Source organism: Mesobacillus maritimus, from assembly GCF_023715205.1.
Classification (GTDB): Bacteria; Bacillota; Bacilli; order Bacillales; family Cytobacillaceae; genus Mesobacillus_B; species Mesobacillus_B maritimus_C.
This window is the reverse complement of the sequence record NZ_JAMBNR010000007.1, coordinates 115378-137433: the sequence shown is the minus strand read 5'-3', so window position 1 is coordinate 137433 and position 22056 is coordinate 115378. Positions and strand designations below refer to the sequence as shown.

17 protein-coding genes are annotated in these 22056 nt (G+C 39.7%); 1 reads left to right on the top strand and 16 read right to left on the bottom strand.

What is annotated here, in order from left to right; all coding sequences use genetic code 11:
- Positions 1–151: 151 nt before the first annotated feature.
- From M3182_RS11755 to M3182_RS11700, 12 genes are all read right to left on the bottom strand, one after another.
- Entirely contained in the window at positions 152–589 is a 438-nt protein-coding gene (locus M3182_RS11755; RefSeq protein WP_251430274.1) for a BrxA/BrxB family bacilliredoxin, read from the bottom strand.
- A 206-nt stretch (positions 590–795) separates the two neighbouring features.
- Entirely contained in the window at positions 796–1803 is a 1008-nt protein-coding gene (gene meaB / locus M3182_RS11750) for a methylmalonyl Co-A mutase-associated GTPase MeaB (protein ID WP_285867864.1), read from the bottom strand.
- Positions 1803–4001: a methylmalonyl-CoA mutase gene (gene scpA, locus M3182_RS11745; protein WP_251430277.1), complete on the bottom strand. Its 2199-nt coding sequence runs from the start codon at positions 3999–4001 to the stop codon at positions 1803–1805. The genes meaB and scpA overlap by 1 nt, the downstream gene beginning before the upstream one ends.
- Positions 3994–5856 (bottom strand): methylmalonyl-CoA mutase family protein, encoded by a 1863-nt coding sequence (locus tag M3182_RS11740; RefSeq protein ID WP_251558183.1) that lies wholly within the window; start codon positions 5854–5856, stop codon positions 3994–3996. The genes scpA and M3182_RS11740 overlap by 8 nt, the downstream gene beginning before the upstream one ends.
- A 206-nt stretch (positions 5857–6062) precedes the next feature.
- On the bottom strand, positions 6063–7352 hold the full coding sequence (locus M3182_RS11735; RefSeq protein WP_251430283.1) for a dihydrolipoamide acetyltransferase family protein: 1290 nt from the start codon (positions 7350–7352) through the stop codon (positions 6063–6065).
- 19 nt (positions 7353–7371) lie between these two features.
- Entirely contained in the window at positions 7372–8355 is a 984-nt protein-coding gene (locus tag M3182_RS11730; protein ID WP_251430286.1) for an alpha-ketoacid dehydrogenase subunit beta, read from the bottom strand.
- 12 nt (positions 8356–8367) lie between these two features.
- The gene (locus M3182_RS11725; protein ID WP_251430289.1) at positions 8368–9363 is read right to left on the bottom strand and encodes a thiamine pyrophosphate-dependent dehydrogenase E1 component subunit alpha; all 996 of its coding nucleotides are present in this window, start codon (positions 9361–9363) and stop codon (positions 8368–8370) included.
- 54 nt (positions 9364–9417) lie between these two features.
- The gene (gene lpdA, locus M3182_RS11720) at positions 9418–10839 is read right to left on the bottom strand and encodes a dihydrolipoyl dehydrogenase (protein ID WP_251558181.1); all 1422 of its coding nucleotides are present in this window, start codon (positions 10837–10839) and stop codon (positions 9418–9420) included.
- A 33-nt stretch (positions 10840–10872) separates the two neighbouring features.
- The gene (buk, locus tag M3182_RS11715; protein ID WP_432806704.1) at positions 10873–11970 is read right to left on the bottom strand and encodes a butyrate kinase; all 1098 of its coding nucleotides are present in this window, start codon (positions 11968–11970) and stop codon (positions 10873–10875) included.
- A 164-nt stretch (positions 11971–12134) separates the two neighbouring features.
- Entirely contained in the window at positions 12135–13232 is a 1098-nt protein-coding gene (gene bcd, locus M3182_RS11710) for a branched-chain amino acid dehydrogenase (protein ID WP_251430298.1), read from the bottom strand.
- A 1-nt stretch (position 13233) separates the two neighbouring features.
- Positions 13234–14157, bottom strand: coding sequence for a phosphate butyryltransferase (gene yqiS / locus M3182_RS11705; RefSeq protein WP_251430301.1), 924 nt, complete (start codon positions 14155–14157; stop codon positions 13234–13236).
- Positions 14158–14305: 148 nt separating this feature from the next.
- The gene (locus tag M3182_RS11700; protein ID WP_251430304.1) at positions 14306–16351 is read right to left on the bottom strand and encodes a sigma 54-interacting transcriptional regulator; all 2046 of its coding nucleotides are present in this window, start codon (positions 16349–16351) and stop codon (positions 14306–14308) included.
- 150 nt (positions 16352–16501) lie between these two features.
- On the opposite strand from M3182_RS11700, the gene M3182_RS11695 reads away from it, so the two are divergent.
- The gene (locus tag M3182_RS11695) at positions 16502–16771 is read left to right on the top strand and encodes a DUF2627 domain-containing protein (protein WP_251430307.1); all 270 of its coding nucleotides are present in this window, start codon (positions 16502–16504) and stop codon (positions 16769–16771) included.
- Positions 16772–17007: 236 nt separating this feature from the next.
- Here the strand turns inward: M3182_RS11695 and M3182_RS11690 are convergent, their stop codons facing one another.
- The 4 genes from M3182_RS11690 to recN all read right to left on the bottom strand — a co-directional run bounded on the left by M3182_RS11690 (position 17008) and on the right by recN (position 22045).
- The gene (locus M3182_RS11690; RefSeq protein ID WP_251430310.1) at positions 17008–17730 is read right to left on the bottom strand and encodes a glycerophosphodiester phosphodiesterase; all 723 of its coding nucleotides are present in this window, start codon (positions 17728–17730) and stop codon (positions 17008–17010) included.
- 101 nt (positions 17731–17831) lie between these two features.
- Positions 17832–18623, bottom strand: coding sequence for a sporulation transcription factor Spo0A (spo0A, locus tag M3182_RS11685; RefSeq protein ID WP_251430313.1), 792 nt, complete (start codon positions 18621–18623; stop codon positions 17832–17834).
- A 311-nt stretch (positions 18624–18934) separates the two neighbouring features.
- Entirely contained in the window at positions 18935–20236 is a 1302-nt protein-coding gene (spoIVB, locus tag M3182_RS11680; RefSeq protein WP_432806602.1) for a SpoIVB peptidase, read from the bottom strand.
- A 117-nt stretch (positions 20237–20353) separates the two neighbouring features.
- Entirely contained in the window at positions 20354–22045 is a 1692-nt protein-coding gene (gene recN, locus M3182_RS11675; protein ID WP_251430319.1) for a DNA repair protein RecN, read from the bottom strand.
- Positions 22046–22056: the final 11 nt, after the last annotated feature.

Sequence of the window (22056 nt, the reverse complement as noted above, 5' to 3'; positions counted from 1 at the left end):
TTGCAAGCTCTTTTCTCTTAAAATTGCTAGTTTTTTGTGCAACCAAGCTAATTCGTCGTATATTTTGTCCAAAAGCCACAAAGTTTGAGAAAAAGCCTAAAAGCAAAAAAGATGACCATGAAGGTCATCTTTTATCATAACAGAAATTGATTTATACTTCTTCACAATGTTGTTCGAACGCTTGCTGAAGCTTTTGAACAACAGCCATTGGATCATGCCCTTCAATGTCATGGCGTTCAATCATTGTAACGATTTCACCATCTTTAAGGAGGGCAAATGACGGTGAGGATGGTGGGTAACCTGTGAAATAGCTTCGAGCTTTTTCAGTTGCCTCTTTATCTTGACCGGCGAATACAGTAACAAGTTGATCTGGACGCTTATCATAGTGAAGCGAATGGGCAGCCGCAGGACGTGCAATCCCACCTGCACAACCACAAACAGAATTTACCATGACAAGAGTTGTCCCTTTTTTCGATAATACCTCTTCCACTTCTTCTGGTGTTTTTAATTCTGTATATCCTGAAGCCGAGATCTCTTCACGCGCCTGTCGAACAACATCATTCATGAAAAAATTAAAATCCATGCTCATAAAAACTTCACTCCTTATCGTAAGTTCATGCATATTGCATATTAGTATGATACCAAGAGTTACCGATTTATTTCAAACCTAAAACATTTTTTTAAAAAGATGTTTATTATTTGGAAAAGCGGGAATAGTAACAATACAGCTAGATCCATACCCCTAAACTCCCTAGATGAAAGACAGCGCTATGATGCGCTGTCCTTTTTTTGCCTTTATTGACGGTAGACCTTAAACAGTTCATCAACTGCTGCAGCTACAGGTCGATTGCCAGAAATCACTTCATTTTCAATTTTAGGAAGCAGTCCCTTGACACCTTCATGATGAAAAAAACTCATTTGGAGTTGATCAAGAATCATTGAATGAATCCACTCTTTCATTTGAATCCGCCTTCTATCCTCAAAAACTCCTGATCGCTTTGTGACTTCTTCGAAAGATAAGATCATTTCCCAAATCTCTGAAATACCGGTTTCCTGAAGGGAAGAACAGGTTTTTGCTTTCGTGTCCCACCCTTTTGTTGCTGGCTGTAAAAAATGTAGAATTCGTTCATATTCTACTTTTGTTTTTTTAGCAACCTGGGCATTGGGACCATCGGCTTTGTTAATGATCACAGCATCTGCCAATTCCATAATCCCTTTCTTCATCCCTTGAAGCTCATCCCCTGCTCCAGTGAGAACGAGAAGCATAAAGAAATCGACCATATCTCTGACTATGACTTCACTTTGACCGACCCCAACCGTTTCAACTAAGATGACATCAAACCCAGCGGCTTCACATAATAACATTGTCTCTCTAGTCTTCCGATGGACACCACCAAGTTTCCCTCCAGAAGGAGAAGGGCGGATGAACGCTTGTTTGTTTCGCGCTAACCGCTCCATTCTGGTTTTATCTCCAAGGATGCTTCCACCAGTTAGACTCGAAGTCGGGTCTACCGCCAGGACAGCTACTTTTAATCCAAGTTCGCAAAGATAGGAGCCAAAGGCTTCGATAAACGTACTCTTTCCTGCGCCCGGAACACCTGTGATTCCGATCCGAATCGCCTTTCCTGTGTGGGGAAGCAATTTTTCAAGCATTCGTTGCGCATCGTAAAAATGCTGCTCCGAATTACTTTCAACAAGAGTGATTCCACGTGCCAAAGAAATCCTGTCTCCTTTAAGAATATCATCGGCAAGTGCCATGGCATCTATGTCTCTACTAGTTGTTTTTTTTACAAATTTCCCCATCAAGGTGCCACTTCCTCATAACCTAACCGCTCATAAATACTATGGATGACTTTTTGGGCTGCAACGGGTATCACAGTCCCCGGACCAAATATCGCGCTTGCGCCATGCTCATACAGATACTGATAATCCTTAGCAGGGATAACACCGCCGACTACTAAAATGATATCTTCTCGCCCTAATTTTTTTAACTCTTCCGCTAGCTGTGGTAATAAGGTTTTATGACCAGCAGCTAATGAACTAATACCAATCACATGCACATCATTTTCCACAGCTTGCATCGCAGTTTCTTCAGGGGTTTGAAATAATGGGCCGATATCCACATCAAACCCTAGGTCAGCAAAAGCGGTTGAAATCACTTTTGCCCCACGATCATGACCATCTTGCCCCATTTTTGCAATTAAGATCCTTGGCCTTCTTCCCTCATTTTCAAGGAATTCGTCCGTCATATTTTTCACAATGGCCATTTCTTCTTCGTTTGAATAAGCAGAGCTATAGACCCCAGTAATCGAACGAATGACGGCCTTATGTCTACCGGCAGCCTTTTCAATTGCATCAGAAATTTCACCTAATGTCGCCCGAACTCGTGCAGCTTGAACCGCCAGTTCTAAAAGGTTTCCTTTTCCTGTTTCTGCTGCAGTTGTCAAAGCTTCCAAAGCCTCGTTCACTCGATCCTGGTCACGAGAACCCTTTAACTGTTTTAATCTCTCAATCTGTTTTAGACGTACCGCAGTATTATCGATATCAAGAATTTCTAACGGTTCTTCTTCCTCTTCTGTCCGATATTGATTAACACCAATAATGGTTTCCTTTCCAGAGTCAATCTGTGCTTGTCGGCGAGCAGCAGCTTCTTCAATTTTCATTTTAGGTAGACCAGTTTCAATTGCTTTCGCCATACCACCGAGATTTTCAATTTCTTCTATATGTGTCCACGCACGTTCTACTAATTCCTTGGTCAACGTCTCAACATAATAGCTACCGCCCCATGGATCAATCACATTGGTAATACCTGACTCTTCTTGTAAAAATAGTTGCGTATTACGAGCAATCCGTGCAGAGAAATCTGTTGGGAGCGCGATTGCCTCATCAAGAGCATTTGTATGAAGTGACTGCGTATGCCCCATTGCAGCCGCATGAGCCTCAATCAATGTACGAATGACGTTATTATAAGGGTCCTGCTCGGTTAAGCTCCATCCAGAAGTTTGCGAGTGCGTTCTGAGTGCCATTGACTTAGGATTTTTCGGTTCAAATGTCTTCATCATTTTTGCCCAGATTTGTCTAGCGGCCCGCATTTTGGCCACTTCCATGAAATAATTCATACCGATTGCCCAAAAGAATGACAATCGTGGGGCAAAGGAGTCAATATCAATTCCAGCTTTTAGACCTGTACGGACATACTCGAGACCATCTGCAAGTGTATAGGCAAGCTCAATATCAGCTGGTGCCCCAGCTTCCTGCATATGGTACCCTGAAATACTAATGCTGTTGAATTTAGGCATAAACTTGGATGTATATTCAAAAATATCCGCAATGATTTTCATCGACATTTCAGGTGGATAAATATACGTATTTCTTACCATGTATTCTTTTAAAATATCATTTTGAATTGTACCAGCTAATTTTTCCTGTGCTACGCCCTGTTCTTCAGCAGTTACGATATAAAAAGCCATAATCGGTAAAACCGCACCATTCATCGTCATCGAGACCGACATTTGGTCAAGCGGAATCCCATCAAACAAAATCTTCATATCAAGAATTGAATCAATGGCAACCCCTGCTTTCCCAACATCTCCGACTACACGTGGATGATCCGAATCGTATCCACGATGAGTAGCTAGGTCAAAAGCAACAGATAACCCTTTTTGTCCCATTGCTAGATTTCTACGATAAAACGCATTGCTTTCTTCTGCAGTTGAAAAGCCTGCATATTGTCTGACCGTCCAAGGGCGATTGACATACATTGTAGGATATGGTCCTCTTGTGTATGGTGGCAGCCCCGGGCGATCTTCAAGATGTGACAAGCCCTCTGTATCTTCTTTTGTATAAAGGGACTTTAATTGAATCCCTTCATTGGTTTCATACAGTAGGTTATCAATGTTTTGACCAATCTCGGACTTAACTTTATCCTGCCACTCTTTCGAAGTTACAGCTTGTTCCTCTCCAAAGAGAGACATTTTTTTAAAATCGGGCTTTTTAGTCATTTAGGGCCACCTCCAGTTCTTCTAAAAGTTGAGACAAGGTTTCAAATTGGTTACTTTTCATTGTATAGTACTGTTTGATCCCTGCTTGTGAATACTTCGTCTTCATGTCCTCATCAGGTACGCCTGCAAGAGCAAGCCTTACTTTAGGGAAGGACTCGGTAATCTCTTTTATAATCTGCAACCCGTTTTCATCATACTGACTATTAGCACCACAAATACAAAACTGTGTTAACGATGATTTCTCTACAAATTCCTTTGCCGACTCAACATCCTTCATGGCCCCACTATTTACTACCTCAATACCACCTGAAGCTAAGAAACTAGTCATAAAATCAGCACGAGCTTTATGTTGTTTTAATTCTCCGAGACAAATTAAGCCAACCTTTGGTTTTTCCCCGCTTCTTCGTTCGATGTCTATCGCTCGAAAACGAAGTTGTTCATACGGCTCAGCAAGCCTTTTCACACTGAGAGGTTCAAACGTATCGCCAGCTGGTAGAGGTTGCATTGGATTCCCTACCACCACTTTTTCAGCCAAGTTTGCATAAACATTTGTTCCAATAATGCTATGTTTACGGGTGAAAACATCATGGTTTTTTTTCGTTCTTACTTCTGAAAGTACATTTTGAAGCCAATTTGCTTTTAACGCTTCAATCATGCCTCCTTGATCCTCAATTTCGAGGAAAAATTCCCAAGCCTTTTCAGCTAATTCTTTCGTTAAAGACTCGATATACCATGAACCTCCAGCAGGATCTGTCACTTTTTCCAAGTGGGACTCTGCTTTTAAGATTAATTGTGTATTTCGTGCGATTCGTTCTGAAAACGAAGTTGTTTTCCCTGTTACTTCGTCAAGGGGACTAACACTTAAAAATTGTACTCCACCCAATACAGCAGAAAATGCCTCATTTCCAGCCCTCAACAGATTAACATACGGATCAAATACTGTTTTGGTAAAGTTTGAAGTCTCAGCTGAAGTGACCATTTTTCTTGCATCTTTTTCAGCTCCATAGGCTTCCATTGCTTTATCCCAAATGATACGAGCTGCTCGAAGTTTTGCAGTTTCCATAAAGAAATTAGAACCGATTGAGAAATGAAAAAGGACTTTCTTTAATGCGTCCTCTATTTTCCATCCATTATCTAAAAGTCTTTGAATATAATAAACACCGGTTGCTAATGCAATCCCTAACTCCTGTACTGCATTGGCCCCACTGTTATGATAAGGAGAAGTGTTAATAGGAACCGTTTTCACATTAGGAAGAGTTTTGTCCATTTGTTTTACCATATCGAACCACTCTTCAACTTCGTTGGTGGTAATGCTTCCTTTCACGGCCGCATCTGCAATTAAATCCGTTCCAATAATCCCAGTAACATTACCTGTTTCTTTTTGGATTTCTGCAATTACCTGTATGAAAGAGGAGAAATGTTCTTTTGTATAAATATTAAGAGGACCTAGTTCAGAATATTTCTTAATGAAATTTGCGAGCTTTTCCTTCTCCGCAAACAACTGCTCTTTCACCTCGAAGGCAAGAGCTGTTTGTCCCGCTGAAAATGCTAACTCTGCTTTTTGCTCCAACTGCTCAAGAGTTTCATAGCCTAGTTTATTGGCGATATGCCAACTCTTTGCTTGATAACCACCTGCTGCAATCCCGCGGCTATAGTTCGAAGCACCAGGATATTGCGATATACTCTTAACATCAATATCTTCTTTTGTATAAAGGGGCTTTAATGTAATATTTTCATATGTAACTTTGGAAAGGCTTGATACTTCCCTACCTTTTAAAGACTCTTTTGCCTTTTCAGCCCAATTGTCCAATGTTTGAATTGGAAAGGACGTTGTTTTCATCTGGTCAAGTTTCATAGAGTTACTGTCCTTTTTGTTTTGGACAGCATTCGCCTCCTCTCTATTTTTAATTAGATAAAAAATTCAAACTATTCTCCTTCATTTTATTATAACTTCGAGGCACTGGCAATAAATAGAGGAAAGACTCACTGCAACATAATAAAAAGCATTGCAAATGTCACAGGTAAGCTACTCACCGTGTTATTGCAATGCATCCCCCTCTATTAATAAATAGGTGTTGTATCCTTCGATATATTTTCTAAAATCTCTTTCACTCGTTTTAGAAAACGGCCACACACTAAGCCATCAAGTACCCGGTGGTCAAGAGACAAACATAAGTTTACCATATCCCGTGGAGCAATCATGCCATTATTGACAATAACCGGCCGTTTAACAATTGATTCAACCTGCAAAATAGCGGCTTGAGGATAATTGATAATCCCCATTGATTGTACAGACCCAAATGAACCAGTGTTATTGACAGTAAACGTACCTCCTTGTATATCATCAGCTCGAAGCTTTCCAGTTCGTGCTTTTTCTGCGAGTTCGGCGATTTCACGAGCAATCCCTTTGATTGTTTTCTCGTCTGCATTCTTTATAACAGGAACAAATAAAGCATCATCTGTTGCAACCGCGATTGATAAATTGATGTCTTTCTTTTGAATAATTTTATCTTCCGCCCACATCGAATTGACTTCTGGAAACTCCTTCAATGCTTGAGCAACAGCTTTAACGAAGAAGGCAAAAAACGTTAAATTGAAACCTTCTTTTTGTCTGAAAGAGTCTTTTAAACTGTTACGGTATTCAACTAAACTGGTCACATCCACCTCAACCATCGTCCAAGCATGTGGTACCTCTTGTTTGCTTCTTTTCATGTTGGCCGCAATTGCTTTTCGCACACCAGTTACCGGAATTTCTATATCTCCGACATTAATTGGTTCGGTTCTAAAATTTGATGAAGCTATCGGCTGAACAGGAGAAGTCGGAGCTTCTGTAGTTTCCCGCTCAGGCTGAGTTTCTGTTTTTGTTTGTTTTAGAACATTCACTGTAGATGAACCTGATTCGATAATCTTCATTAAATCCTTTCGCGTAACTCGACCACCTGCGCCAGTTCCCTCAACAAGTGATAAATCAATCCCGTGTTCTTGTGAAAGCCTCAAAACAGCAGGTGAATATCTCTTTTTCTGATCCATTTTTTGTGAATCTTTTGAAGTCGGCTGTGTGATCGTTGATGGATTTTCAACAGCTTCCTCGGTTTCATTACTATCACCATTTTTCACTTCAATTCGCAAAATGATTTCACCAACAGATAATGTATCTCCTTCCTTTGCAACTAATTCCTTAATTGTACCGGAAAAGGAGGAAGGAATTTCAGCATTAACCTTATCAGTCAATACCTCTGCCAGAGGGTCATATTTATTCACGGTGTCACCTGGCTTGACTAACCATTTACTAATCGTTCCTTCGGTTACACTTTCTCCAAGCTGAGGCATAGTAATTTGTTCAACTGACAACTAAAAGACCTCCTTTCAATTAAAATTCTGCTAATTCTCTCATCGCTTTTTCGACTTTATCAGGATTCACCATAAAGAACTTCTCCATTGTCGGTGCGTATGGCATAGCCGGAATGTCTGGCCCAGCCAATCTTTTAATAGGTGCATCTAGTTCGAACAAGCAGTTTTCTGCAATAATCGCAGCAACTTCGCTCATGATACTTCCTTCTTTATTATCTTCTGTTATCAAGAGTACCTTGCCTGTTTTTGAAGCGGCTTCGATAATAGCCTCTTTATCAAGCGGATAAACGGTGCGGAGGTCAAGTAGGTGTGTAGAAATCCCATCTTTCTCCAACCTTTCAGCTGCCTGAAGAGCAAAATGAACACATAAGCCGTAAGTGATAACCGTAATGTCCTCCCCTTTCCGTTTTATATCTGCCTTTCCTAGTGGGAGAACATAATCATCATCAGGTACTTCCCCTTTTATTAACCGGTAAGCACGTTTATGTTCAAAAAATAAAACTGGGTCGTCATCTCGAATGGCTGCCTTCAATAGGCCTTTCACATCATAAGGCGTTGAAGGCATGACTATTTTTAGACCTGGCTGATTCGCAAAGATTGCCTCAACTGATTGAGAGTGGTACAACGCTCCGTGTATGCCTCCTCCATAAGGAGCACGAATAACCATCGGACAGTTCCAATCATTATTCGATCGATAGCGTATTCTCGCTGCCTCAGAAATGATTTGGTTGACCGCTGGCATAATAAAGTCTGCAAATTGAATTTCGGCAATGGGTCTCATCCCATACATAGCCGCGCCAACCCCGACACCGGCAATAGCTGATTCAGCTAATGGCGTATCAATTACACGATGCTCACCAAATTTTTCATATAATCCTTGGGTCGCTTTAAAAACGCCCCCCTTTTTACCAACATCCTCACCTAGTACAAAAACGCTGGAATCACGCTCCATTTCTTCCCGCATCGCCTGTGTAACCGCATCAATATAAGAAATAACCGCCATCTTCGTTCCCCCTTACTTTTCAGCGTAAACATATTTTAAAGCATGCTCCGGATCCGCATAAGGTGCATTTTCCGCATAATCCGTTGCCTCATTTACCAACTTCATTACCTTATCATTAATTATCGCTTCCTTTTCATCCGAAAGAACCCCTGTCTCTTTCAAATAGGCTGCAAACGTAATGATAGGGTCTTTTGTTTTTGCTTGGGCAACCTCATCAGGGGCACGATAGCTGCGGTCATCATCATCGGAGGAGTGTGGTGTTAACCGATAAGAAATCGTTTCTATTAATGTTGGACCTTCTCCCCTACGACCACGTTCAACTGCTTCCTTTACCACTTTATAGACCTCGAGTGGATCGTTCCCATCTACCGTAAATCCTGGCATCCCGTAGCCAATAGCTCGATCTGATACACGTTCACATGCTAACTGTTTTTCGATTGGGACGGAGATGGCATATTTATTATTCTCACACATAAAAATCACCGGTAATTTATGGACACCCGCAAAGTTAGCTCCTTCATGAAAATCTCCTTGATTCGAAGAGCCTTCTCCAAAGCTCGTATATGCAACAAGATCCGTTCCCTCCATTTTACCTGCAAGAGCTACTCCAACTGCATGTGGTACTTGGGTTGTGACCGGGGAAGATCCTGTGACAATTCGATTCCGCTTTTGGCCGAAATGTCCCGGCATCTGCCTTCCTCCTGAGTTGGGATCCTCAGCCTTTGCAAAACCAGACAACATAATTTCCCTAGGTGTCATACCAAACGCTAAAACTACTCCAAGGTCGCGGTAGTATGGCAAAACATAATCCTTTTCTCGGTCTAATGCAAAGGCAGCTCCTATTTGTGCTGCTTCCTGACCTTGACAAGAAATGACAAACGGAATTTTTCCAGCCCGATTCAATAGCCACATTCTCTCATCAATTCTCCGCGCCAATAGCATAGTTTCATACATATCCAACACTTGGTCATTACTTAAACCAAGTTCCTGATGACGGTTTTTACTCATTTTAAAACCTCCTAACTATGAATACAGACCATTATCCTGCCAATATATCGAGCTTTATGAATGAATCGCCTTTCCATCGACCGCTAAAGCCGCCTCTCCTATGACCTCAGATAAAGTTGGATGAGGATGTATGTTTTGTGCCATTTCCCATGGTGTTGCATCAAGCAACATTGCGAGCCCAGCCTCTGAAATCATATTGGTTACGTGCGGACCAATCATATGAATTCCAAGGATATCATTACTCTCTTGATCTGCCACTATTTTCACAAACCCGTCCGATTCACCGAATACTAGCGCTTTCCCAATTGCCCTAAAGAGAAACTTACCAGTTTTCACTTTAAATCCCTTCGCCTCGGCCTCTTCTTCCGTTAACCCAACACTAGCTGCTTCAGGAGAACTATAAATACATTTTGGGACAAGGGAATAATCAATTACCTCCGGTTTTTGACCAACTATATGTTCAACTGCGACCAATCCCTCGTGTGATGCAACATGAGCTAATTGCAATCCACCAATACAATCCCCAATTGCATAAATATGGGGTTCTTTCGTCTGATAAAACTCATTTGTGTCAATATACCCATTTTCAATCTTAATTTCAGTATTTTCTAATCCGATTCCCTCGATGTTCGCTTGGCGACCTACTGAGACCAGAAGCTTTTCGGCACGAAATTCATGTTGATTGCCACCAACGGATGCTGAAATGACGACATCCTTTTCAATTGAAAGCGTTTCGGGTAGCACCTTAGCACCGGTGACAACCTTAATCCCTTTCTTCTTTATTAGACGTTGCATTTCCCGAGAAATCTCTATGTCCTCAGTCGGTAAAATGCGATCCGCATACTCAACTACAGTAACTTTTACACCAAAGTCAGCCATCATTGATGCCCATTCGATGCCTATGACTCCTCCACCAATAATGAGAAGGGACCCAGGAAGTTCTTTAAGATCAAGAGCCTCATCAGAGGATAATACCCTTTCCCCATCTATCGTAAGTCCCGGTAATGATTTCGGTCTTGAGCCGGTTGCAATAATCACATTTTTAGGTACTAACATTTCATTATCCTGACCGTTATTCATTTCAACTGATATGGTTCCTGGCATAGGTGAGAAAATTGATGGCCCCAATATTCTTCCGGTCCCTTCGTATACATCGATTTTCCCTTTTTTCATTAAATGCTGAACTCCTTTATGAAGTTGCTGAACAATGGAGTCTTTTCGCTCTTGAACTTTATGAAAATTAACTATCACTTCCCCCGTATGGATACCAAAATCTTCACTTCGCTTTGCTGTAGCAAATACCTCAGCACTTCTTAATAGAGCTTTACTTGGGATACATCCTTTATGCAGACATGTTCCTCCAAGTTTTCCTTTCTCTACAATGGCTGTTTTCAATCCCAGCTGAGAAGCGCGTATTGCAGCAACATATCCCCCGGTTCCACCACCTAATACGACTAAATCGTACTCTTCTGCCATTAAATGCCCTCCTAACTTGCTTTGTTTGAGTGCTTAACTAGGATAGTTTTTGCTTTCCTCTTCACCTATAAGAACCCTTAATGCTCCTTCAGCCAAGGCTTGGAGCTCATTTTCTCCTGGATGCACAATCACATCAGCAATCCAATTGACACGTTCAGATATATCATGAATAAACCTTGTGCTGTAGGCAAGACCACCTGTTAAGATAATTGCATCTACCTTGCCATATAATACAGCACTGGCCGAACCGATCTCTTTTGCTACTTGATAGGCCATAGCAGAAAAGATTATTCTAGCGGTTTCATCTCCTTTAGCAATCATTTCTTCTATTTTGAGCGCATCATTTGTACCTAAATACCCAACTAATCCACCTTGGCCAACCAGTTTTCGCATCACTTCTTCCCGGTAATACTCTCCGGAAAAGCATATTGCCACAAGATCACCTGCTGGCACGGTACCTGCTCTTTCAGGACTAAATGGACCATCGCCATTTAGTCCATTATTAACATCTACAACCTTCCCTTTTTTGTGAACACCTACCGTGATGCCGCCACCTAAATGAGCAACAATTAAATTCAATTCCTCATATTTTGCGTTCTTTTCTCTGGCAACGCGCCGTGCAACCGCTTTTTGATTTAGCGCATGGAATATACTTTTCCTTTTTATGAGTGGAAAACCTGAAATTCGTGCAATCTCATCAAGTTCATCAACAACAACTGGATCCACGATATAAGCCGGTATATTTAAGCCGGTTGCAATTTCAGAAGCAAGAATGCCACCTAAATTAGATGCATGTTGACCAAAATATCCCGTTTTCAAATCTTCGAGCATTTGATTATTAACTGAAAAGGTTCCCCCTTGGATTGGTCGTAGGAGCCCACCTCGACCACAAACTGCATTTAATTTTGATACATTTATCCCTTGAATATCTAACGTCTCCAATATGATGTTTTTACGAAATTCATATTGTTCTGTGATATTCTCAAAAGTTTGCATCAATTCAAGGTCATGGCGAATTGTTTTTTCAAAAAGCGGGATATCATTGGTGAAAACACCTATCTTTGTTGATGTCGAACCCGGATTAATTACAAGGATGCGATATTCCATCTGTTGCAATTTCTTAACCTCCATATTTAGCCCTCTATACCCATCAAAATCTTTTAATTAGGCTCTTTTCTCAACCTTTGTAGCTTTTAAAACAAAAAAACGTCTAAACAAGCTAAATTTCTCAAAAAACAGCTACATTTTATGAGAAAAAACAATCTTTACGAAAACATCCTTTAATTACCAGGAGGCTACCCACGACGACTTAAAATATGATGACCATTTTGTAAAAATTGACTTCGTGAATTTCTCATTCTTTCAATACGTTCCTCTGCCATTCTGTCTGCTGCCATATATGTTGGAATTTGATCTCGTTTAGCAATTTCAATCACTTTTTCTATATTGTTATAGATCTGCTCAACCTTTTTCATAGCTCGTTCTTGGTTATATCCGTATAGCTCATCCGCAACATTAATTACCCCACCAGCGTTGATGACATAATCCGGCGCATAAACGATTCCTAAATCATGAATTAAATCGCCATGTTTCGTATCCTTCAACTGATTATTTGCTGCACCCGCGATGACTTTGGCTTTTAATTGTGGAATGGTGTCATCATTAAGGACGGCTCCAAGAGCACATGGTGCATAAATATCACATTCAACACTATAAATTTCCTCAGGGTCCACAGGTTTCGCACCAAAGTCCTCAACCGCTCGTCGGACTGCTTCTTTATTAATATCTGTTACGATTAGCTTTGCTCCTTCCTGATGCAAATGCCGACACAGATTATACGCTACATTCCCTACGCCTTGAACTGCAATCACTTTCCCTTCAAGGTTATCAGTACCAAAGGCTTCTTTTGCAGCTGCTTTCATGCCTCGATAAACACCAAAAGCTGTTACTGGGGAAGGATTCCCTGATGACCCAAACGCGGGTGAAATTCCTGTCACATAATCTGTTTCTTCATGAATCAAGTCCATATCCGCTACCGTCGTTCCAACATCCTCTGCCGTTATATATCGACCATTTAAACCTTGGATATACCGACCAAAGGCACGAAACATCTCTTCATTTTTATCCTTTCGCGGGTCTCCAATAATAACGGTTTTTCCGCCACCCAAATTTAGTCCTGCAGCTGCATTTTTATAAGTCATCCCCTTTGCTAAACGAAGGGCATCTTCAATCGCAGCCTCTTCTGAGGTATAAGTCCACATTCTAGTCCCACCTAAAGCAGGTCCAAGAGTCGTATCATGAATTGCGATAATCGCTTTTAAACCTGATTGTTTGTCTTGGCAGAATATAAGTTGCTCATAATCGTATTTCTCAAGATAAGTAAAAATTTCCATCTTAATTTCCTCCTAAATCTCTATTCTCTGTCGTACAGACGGCAAGTATTAGTGATAACAATTTACTTTCCGCTGAATCGGACCTAGACGTTAATACAATAGGTGCAGTAGCCCCTGTTACAACAGCCCCAACTCGAGCTTTAGCGAAGTAAACAAATGATTTATAAAGCACATTTCCTACCTCTATGGATGGAACAACTAAAATATCGGCATCCCCAGCAACTTTACTGTTTATTTTTTTATGTTCAGCAGCAAATGGTGAAATGGCCACATCAAGAGCAAGTGGTCCGTCGACAATACAATTTGCAATCTGACCTCGTTGATTCATTTGAGTCAGTATCGCTGCATCCATAGTGGCACTCATTGCTGGGTTTACTGTCTCGATAGCAGCCAAAGGTACCACCTTTGGCTTGCGAATTTCTAGTGCGTTTGCCACAGTAACCGCGTTGATGATAATCTCCGCTTTTTGCTCCACTGTTGGTGCAATATTCATTGCTGCATCTGTCAATAATATCCACTTTTTATAATTTTGGAATTCAAATACAGCTAAATGTGATAGCACTTTACCCGATCTTAACCCTGTTTCTTTATTTAATACCGCTTTTAAAATGATGCTTGTTGCAAGATTTCCTTTCATTAACACATCTGCTTGTTTGTTTCGAACTGCCTGCACAGCCTTCAAGGCGGCAACCTGACTCGTATCACTGTGAATAATTTCTAAGTCAGGATGTTGTTTTAACTCAGGATAATTTTTTGCCATCAACCTATTGATTTCCGTTTTATTCCCGAATAACAAAAACTTTGCTAACCCCATTTTTAATGCAGTTAAAACAGCCTCCAACACCTCTATATCTTCTGCAGCAGCTACTGCAATTGTTTGTTTATTTCGTTTTTCTGCCTTTTCTACTAGTTGGTTGAAATTCATGTAAAGGCTTTCAATCCTTTCGATTCTATTTACCATTTCATACTTTAATATGCAATATCCATGCCAAAAACTAAACCCTATCTCAACAACAGTCTTAAATATCCTCCCTGCAATATTTTTCATATTATGAAAAATATTGCATGCTATTTTATTCAAGACCTAACTTTTCTAATTTGTAATACAAACTTCTTACTGATATGCCTAAAGCATTCGCAGTAGCTGTTTTGTTTCCTTTCAGTTTAACAAGCGTCGCTTTTATGATTTTCGATTCATGCTGCTTTAATTGCTCGGCCAACGTTTCCTCTATTTTTGGTTGCGTTTCTTCAATAGCAGAGAAAACAAATTGATTTCCTATTAATTCAGGAAGGTGATGCTTTTGTATTTCAGTTTCATAATAGTTCATAAAAATAATCGCTCTGCCAAGAACGTTCTCTAATTCACGTACATTTCCAGGCCAGTTGTAACTCATTAATCTTTTGAAAGCTTGCTCCGAAACCCTCTCGACATTTCGACCATAATCTTGATTAATCTTATAAATGAGTCGTTCGCATAAGCTTGGGATATCCTCTTTTCGTAATCTTAAGGGTGGAATGTGTATCGGCATTCTATTTAACCTGTAATAAAGGTCTTCACGAAAACTCCCCTTCGCAATGGCTTTTTCTAAATTAATATTTGTAGCAGCAATCACACGTACATTAATTGGGATTGCTTTTGTACCACCAACACGAACGATTTCTTTTTCCTGCAATACCCTCAATAATTTTGCTTGTGTATTGGCTGGAAGCTCACCAATTTCATCTAGAAAAATACTGCCATTGTTTGCCTCCTCAAAAAAACCACGCTTGCCTCCTCGTTTAGCCCCAGAGAACGCACCTTCCTCATAACCAAATAACTCACTTTCAAGCAAAGAGTCTGTAATCGCTGCACAATTTACCCGAATAAACTTATTAAACTTCCGATCACTTTCATTATGTATGGCATGAGCAAACAATTCTTTTCCCGTACCTGATTCTCCTCGCAAGAGAACCGTTGCCGGTGTTTTTGCCCCTAAGCGGGCCTGCTCTATAGCAATTTTCATTTCCTCTGACTCACCGATGATATCTTGAAAGGTGTACTTCGCTTCCAACGTCCTGATGATTTGTCTTGCTCTCGTTAACTCTCTATTCAAACTTTGAATCTCAGACATATCATGGATGACACCTACACTCCCTTTTAATTTACCGTCAACGATAATAGGAGCAACATTGACAAACACTTCCCTTTTCTTTGGGCCAACTCTCATCGCAACACCTCGAACAGGTCTTCTTGTTTCGAGGACCTTCATATGCATGCTTTCCCCTTCATAAATATCAGCAGTCGCGGGCCTCCCAATTACCTCCTCTTCCGTTAAACCAGTAATTCTCGTGTAAGCACGATTGATCATAATTCCTTTTCCTTGCTCATCAACAACAGAAATTGCTTCTTCACTAGATTGGATAATTGCCTCCAACATCGTTTGGATTTCCTTCAAATTAGTGATTTCACCAGCCAATTCAACTACTTCAGTAATCTCTTTAAACACTGCGAAGGCACCAATTACACGGTCTTTTTCGTCAATCATTGGAATCCTTGTTGTTATGATTTTCTGACCATTACGAAAGATAAACTCCTGGTTTGTTTCTGTTCTCCTAGAACCCATAATATACGGAAGTCGGCTTTCTGGAACAATTTCTTTAATAGGCCTACCCACAGCATTCTCAGCTGCTATCCCAATTATTTTTGAAGCACTTCGATTAAAAAGGGTAATTTTCGTTTCATTATCAACAACAATCATCCCATCTCCACTAGAATTAAAGATAAGGTCGTGTTTGTAGGTTTCATGTCTTAACCTATTAATTAGGTTCTCTCTCTCTTCCATTAGGGTAGAAATCATATAAGCGACACTAGCTGGCACAACAATTGTATTTTTCCTTCGCATTTCATTTATTCTTTTATATACTTCGGGATTCCCAGTTACCTCAATCACTAAATCAAGTTCCTCTGTTAGAAAGTCTTGCCAATTCTCCCCCGTTTGAACACCCAATTCTTTAGCACGAAGGATTGCTGGAGCATTCGGGTTCTTATCAACAACTACAATAATTTCTGCTGTTTGTTTAAGCATCCCCAGAATTGCATTTCCACCTTTTCCACCACCAACTATCATAATCTTTTGCATGCACCAGACCCCCATGAAAAAATTTTCAAGCTTTGATATCTTTAGTATGAATGATTTTGCAGGTGCATTCCAGATAAAAACGAAACTCTTGACAAATAGCACCATTGATTTATGATTTGTAGGACAGCATGTAAAAGAAAGGGTATCCTTATGATTAGATTCATTGCTCTGATAATAATGGTCATCCCTGGTGTATTTGCGGCATACGGGGTCAAACTTATGCGTGACATGGTCTTTGGCATCATACAACCACCATTTACACTTCTATGGCTTCAATTCTTAATAGGTTTGCTGCTTTTCATTGCAGGTGTTGGCTTTATTGCCGGTTTTATTCTCCGTCGTGACAGTAAAAGAAATAAAGTTCAAGCAAGATTTCGGTTGCCTTCAGACACAAAAACAAAAAAAGATCGTGATGAATAAATAATCATCACGATCTTTTTACGTTTTTTCATATAGATTGTTGTTAAAATCCTAAAGCCGATTTTAACTTGAAATAAGCTTTTTCCTGTTTTATTGCTTATTATTTAAGCTCTTTTCTCCACTTATCACTTACCTTGGATGAAATCATAGCTAAATATTATTTTTCATGCTAAAAAGCACCAGAGTTTGAGAAAAGAGCCTTTCAATAAGAAACATCGAGTTTGAGCAAAGAAACTTTATCCAAGATCCATTCGAATCTGCAATGCGTGATCTGGCTTATCGGTAATAATAGCATGACAGCCGATATTCATTAATCGTACCATTTCACTCTGTTTATTAACTGTGTAAGGTCGGACCTTAATATTTTCTGCGATTGCCTGTTTTACCAGTTCGTCTCGGGCAGAGAGGTAATGTGGATGATACCCTTTTGCCCGGATTGCTTTCGCATACACCCAAGGCATGTAAAGACCCTCAGCAAGTAATGGCGCAGTCTCAATTTCTGGAGCGATAGTCGTAGCATGAACGATGCTATAATGATTAAAAGATGACAGGATAATTCGCTCTTCTAAACCGTAATCTTTAACCAAAGCAATGACTTTTTCCTCCAACTCAGGATAAGGAACTTTTCCGTTTTTCAATTCTACATTGCACACCAATTTGTTCCCAGCTAACCAATCAAATACTTCTTTTAAAAAAGGAATTGACTCTTTTGTTGTTAATTTTTGCATACTGGCATCCAGTTTGCGGATATCTTTCGCAGAAAGGTCTTTAACAAACCCTTTTCCATCTGTTGTTCGATCCACTTTTTCGTCATGAATCACAACTAATTCTCCATCTTTAGTCATTTGTACATCTAATTCAAGACCGTCAGCTCCGTTAGACTCTGCTTCCACAAAAGCTCTCATTGTATTTTCCGGAAATGCTGCGGAAAAACCGCGGTGAGCCAAAATAAGCGTCAAAAGACCACATCCTAACCATAAAGAAACATCCTTCTATTGTATGGAAGGATGTCTTTTTGATTCATCATACGAAAAAAGGATTTGATTTATTCTTCATCCTTTCAAGATGCCTTATGCTCCAAACGAAGTTTATCGGCAACCATTGCGATAAACTCAGAATTAGTAGGCTTTGCCTTCGACATACTTACGGTATAGCCAAATAGCGATGAAATCGATTCAATATTTCCTCTGCTCCATGCAACCTCAATCGCATGGCGAATAGCCCTTTCGACACGACTTGCAGTTGTATTGTATTTTTTAGCAATGTCAGGATAAAGAACTTTTGTGATAGATCCCAGCAATTCAATATCATTGAATACCATCGAAATCGCTTCACGTAAATATAAATATCCCTTAATGTGGGCAGGAACACCAATCTCATGAATAATACTAGTGATGCTAGCATCTAGGTTTTTCGGCTTTTGTTCTGCAACCGGCTTATAACTTGATGATCCGGCTGATTTACGGCTCAGGGTCTTTGCTTTCCCACTTACCTGACGAATATGACTACCAAGGTTTTCCATATCGAAAGGCTTCAAGATAAAATAAGAAGCTCCAAGCTCTACGGCATTTTTCGTTACATCTTCTTGCCCAAAAGCAGTTAACATAATAACATGCAAATCATGTTTCCCCATATCACGTAGCTTTTCTAAAACAGCTAAGCCATCTAGATGTGGCATAATGATATCTAATAACAATACATCTGGTTTCGCCTCATTTAACATTTCAAGACAATCTTGACCATTATGAGCTACACCAACCACTTCCATGTCTTCCTGTGAAGATATATACTCTTCAAGCAGCCCTACAAGTTCCCGATTATCGTCCACGACGCCTACTTTAATTTTATTCACTTCAACGGTTCCTCCTCTGTCCATTAAGTACAGTCTGTCATCTCTATTTCCTATTCTAAATGAGTAATTCGACAATGCAACAAGAAATCCTCTTATTTTTTATTTTTTCTTAAAAAAGTGACGAAATCTTTTTTTTCCTCTTATTCTCTCTGTTAATCGACTTATTTCGCAAGTTGACAAAACAAAAAATGATATTTGTCGAAAAATCTTTATTTTCATTTTTAATGAAGCGCCTTGTCCAAGCGGACAAGACGCTGTTCCATCAATATTTTACATGTTTATTGCTTGTAAGTCACTAGCTGTTTTATTTTTTAACTCGCTTTTTGACGAGATTCTTCATAGATGTTGATTCCAGCTTCGTTCAGCATCCATTCTATATGGACACCGTAGCCACTTGAAGGATCATTGACAAAAACATGTGTGACAGCCCCAATAACCTTCCCGTCTTGGATGATAGGGCTTCCGCTCATACCTTGAACAATCCCACCTGTCTTTTCTAAAAGCTTGGGATCCGTCACTTTAATGACCATACCTTTTGTTGCAGGAAACTTTTGGGGAATGGTACTAACGATTTCGATGTCAAATAAATTAACCTCATCGTTTTCAACTACAGTTAAGATTTTAGCCGGACCTTCTTTAACCTGATGTGACAAAGCAATTGGCATTGGTTTATCAAGGATTCCATTTTTCAAATCATTATTATGGAGCTCCCCAAAAATTCCGTAGGGACTGTTTCTTGTAATATTCCCAATCACTTTTCGGTCAGACGAAAAGCGTGCCAGTTTTTCACCAGGATCACCGTTGGCCCCTTTTTCAATTGAGGTAACAGTAGATCTGACGATTTGCCCGTCTTCAACGACAATAGGTTTTTTTGTGTCCATATCTGAAATAACATGCCCTAAAGCCCCATATTTTCGTGTTTCGGGATGATAGAAGGTCATTGTTCCTATCCCCGCTGCCGAATCCCGAATATACAATCCGAGCTTATAGGAATTTTCATGTTGATCCTTTTTTGGTTCTAATTTGGTTTTAACTTTTTCACTTTCTCTTTTAATGACGATATTCATCGGTTTCCCTGTTTCTCCCGACTTTTGCACAAATGGACCAACATCCGCCATTTTTTCAATTGGTTTCCCATTAATTTCAGTAATGATGTCACCAATCTTTATGCCAGCTTCCTCACCAGGTGAAACTTTTCCTTCGATTGTTTGAACCTGATGATGGCCTACTACGAGAACACCTACTGTATTAAGTTTAACCCCAATCGATTGTCCTCCCGGCATAACCCTAAAATCCTTTAGAACGTTTACATCAACCTTTTTTATCGGTAACCCTGCTAGTTCAAGAACTAAGTCGTCTTTTCCATGATCAACTGCCTTGATTGAAACAGAGTCATCCTTCTGATTTGTTTCCATGGTTTCTTTGTTCGATTGCACATTAGCTGTTACAGGAAGGAATTGAGCAACTTCATATTCCTGTCCTTCAAACAAAGTAATTTCCTTAGGGATTGAGATGTACTTCTGCATCGGACTAGATAAACCGATTGCAATTAATGAAACAAGGAGAATTCCACCAATAACTCTTCTGAGAAATTCTGTTTTCAATCTTTTCACTCTCCTCGCTTCTAGTTCACACACATCTTCTTATGGCTACATTTTTAATTTTGCCTTGACGACCTGCATTTATAACCGGAAGAAAATAAAAAAGCTATCCAATAATTGATAGCTTTTTTAAGTCGCGGTTTTCATGACCTGTGCCATTTGTAATAACTCTTCCGCATGCTGTTTCGTTAACTCCGTTATCTCGATCCCAGAAATCATTCTACCAATTTCTCTCACTTTATCTACTTCCCCTAAAGGAGTTACAACTGTTCTGGTTCGCCCTTCTTGTATCTTTTTTGCAATATATAGATGGGTATCTGCCATTGCTGCTACTTGCGGCAAGTGAGAAATACAAAGAACTTGTGAGTTTTTTGCAACTTTATAAATTTTTTCCGCAATTGCCTGAGCAACCCTTCCACTTACCCCAGTGTCTACTTCATCAAAAATAATGGAAGTTACACCCTGATGTTTAGAAAAAATGCTCTTTAAGGCAAGCATGATTCTTGACAATTCGCCCCCTGAGGCGATTTTTGATAAAGGCTTTAACGGCTCGCCAGGATTGGTTGAAATATAAAACTCAATTTTATCTGTACCTGTTTTTTGGAAAGGAGCCTCAAGTTTTTCAACCCTAACTTCAAATACGGTTTTTTCCATATAGAGTTCTTTTAATTCTTGATGGATAAGGGAAGTTAGTGTTTGAGCCCATTTTTTTCTTGCTTTCGTCAAATTTGTTGCCTCGAGTTGTAAATCCTTTTTCAGTGATGCTAATTCTTTTTCGATTTGGTCAATATGCATTTCTTTATTTTGCAGTGTTTCTATTTCCTCTTCAATTTTAGCACTATACTCTAAAATTTCTGGAATTGTTTTGCCGTACTTTCGTTTTAACTGATTGATTTCAGTCAGTCGGTCTTCAATTTCATTTAAACGTTGTGGATCAAATTCTAGTATATCCAATTCATTTCTTAATACTCTCGCAGCATCCTCTAATAAATAAAAGCTATTTGCGACAGATTCGTGCAGTTCTTTATATGATGGATTAATATCAGCTGCTGTTTCAAGATGATCCATTACCATACTAATCCAGTCGAGGCCTCTTTGGTCTCCTTTAAGAGCCGCATAGCTTGATTGCACACTTTCGAAGATCTTCTCGAAATTCATTAACTTCCGTCTCTCTTCAGTGAGTTCTTCATCTTCATTTATTGTCAAATGTGCGGTTTGAATCTCCTCAAATTGAAATTGAATAAGGTCCAAACGATGAGCAATTTGTTGCTCATTTTCATTGAGTTGCTTTAATCGTTTTAATGTTTGTTCATATGACTTATAAAGTTCCTGATATTCAAGTAACGCAGGTTGAATCTCATCATAACCAAACTGATCTAATAAATGAATATGTTTTGATTCATCCATTAACTCTTGATGTTCATGTTGTCCATGAATATCGATAAGTGTTGAACCAAATTCACGAAGGATAGCAATTGTTACTAACTTGCCGTTGACACGACAAATGCTTTTACCGCTCTTAGAGATATCCCTGCGGAGCAGAACCATTCCATCTTCTATCTCAATCCCAAAATCACTTGCTTTTTGATAACAAGGATGTTGAGGTGAATCAAGAAAAAAGAGACCCTCTATTTCCGCTTTATCTGCTCCATGACGGACGAATTCAGCTGATCCACGCCCTCCTACAAGCAGATGAACTGCATCAATGATAATCGATTTACCTGCACCAGTTTCCCCTGTAAGAACTGTTAATCCTTTTTGAAAGGAAACGGAAATAGAGTCGATTATGGCAAAATTTCTTATTGATAATTCACTAAGCAAAAGAGGTCACC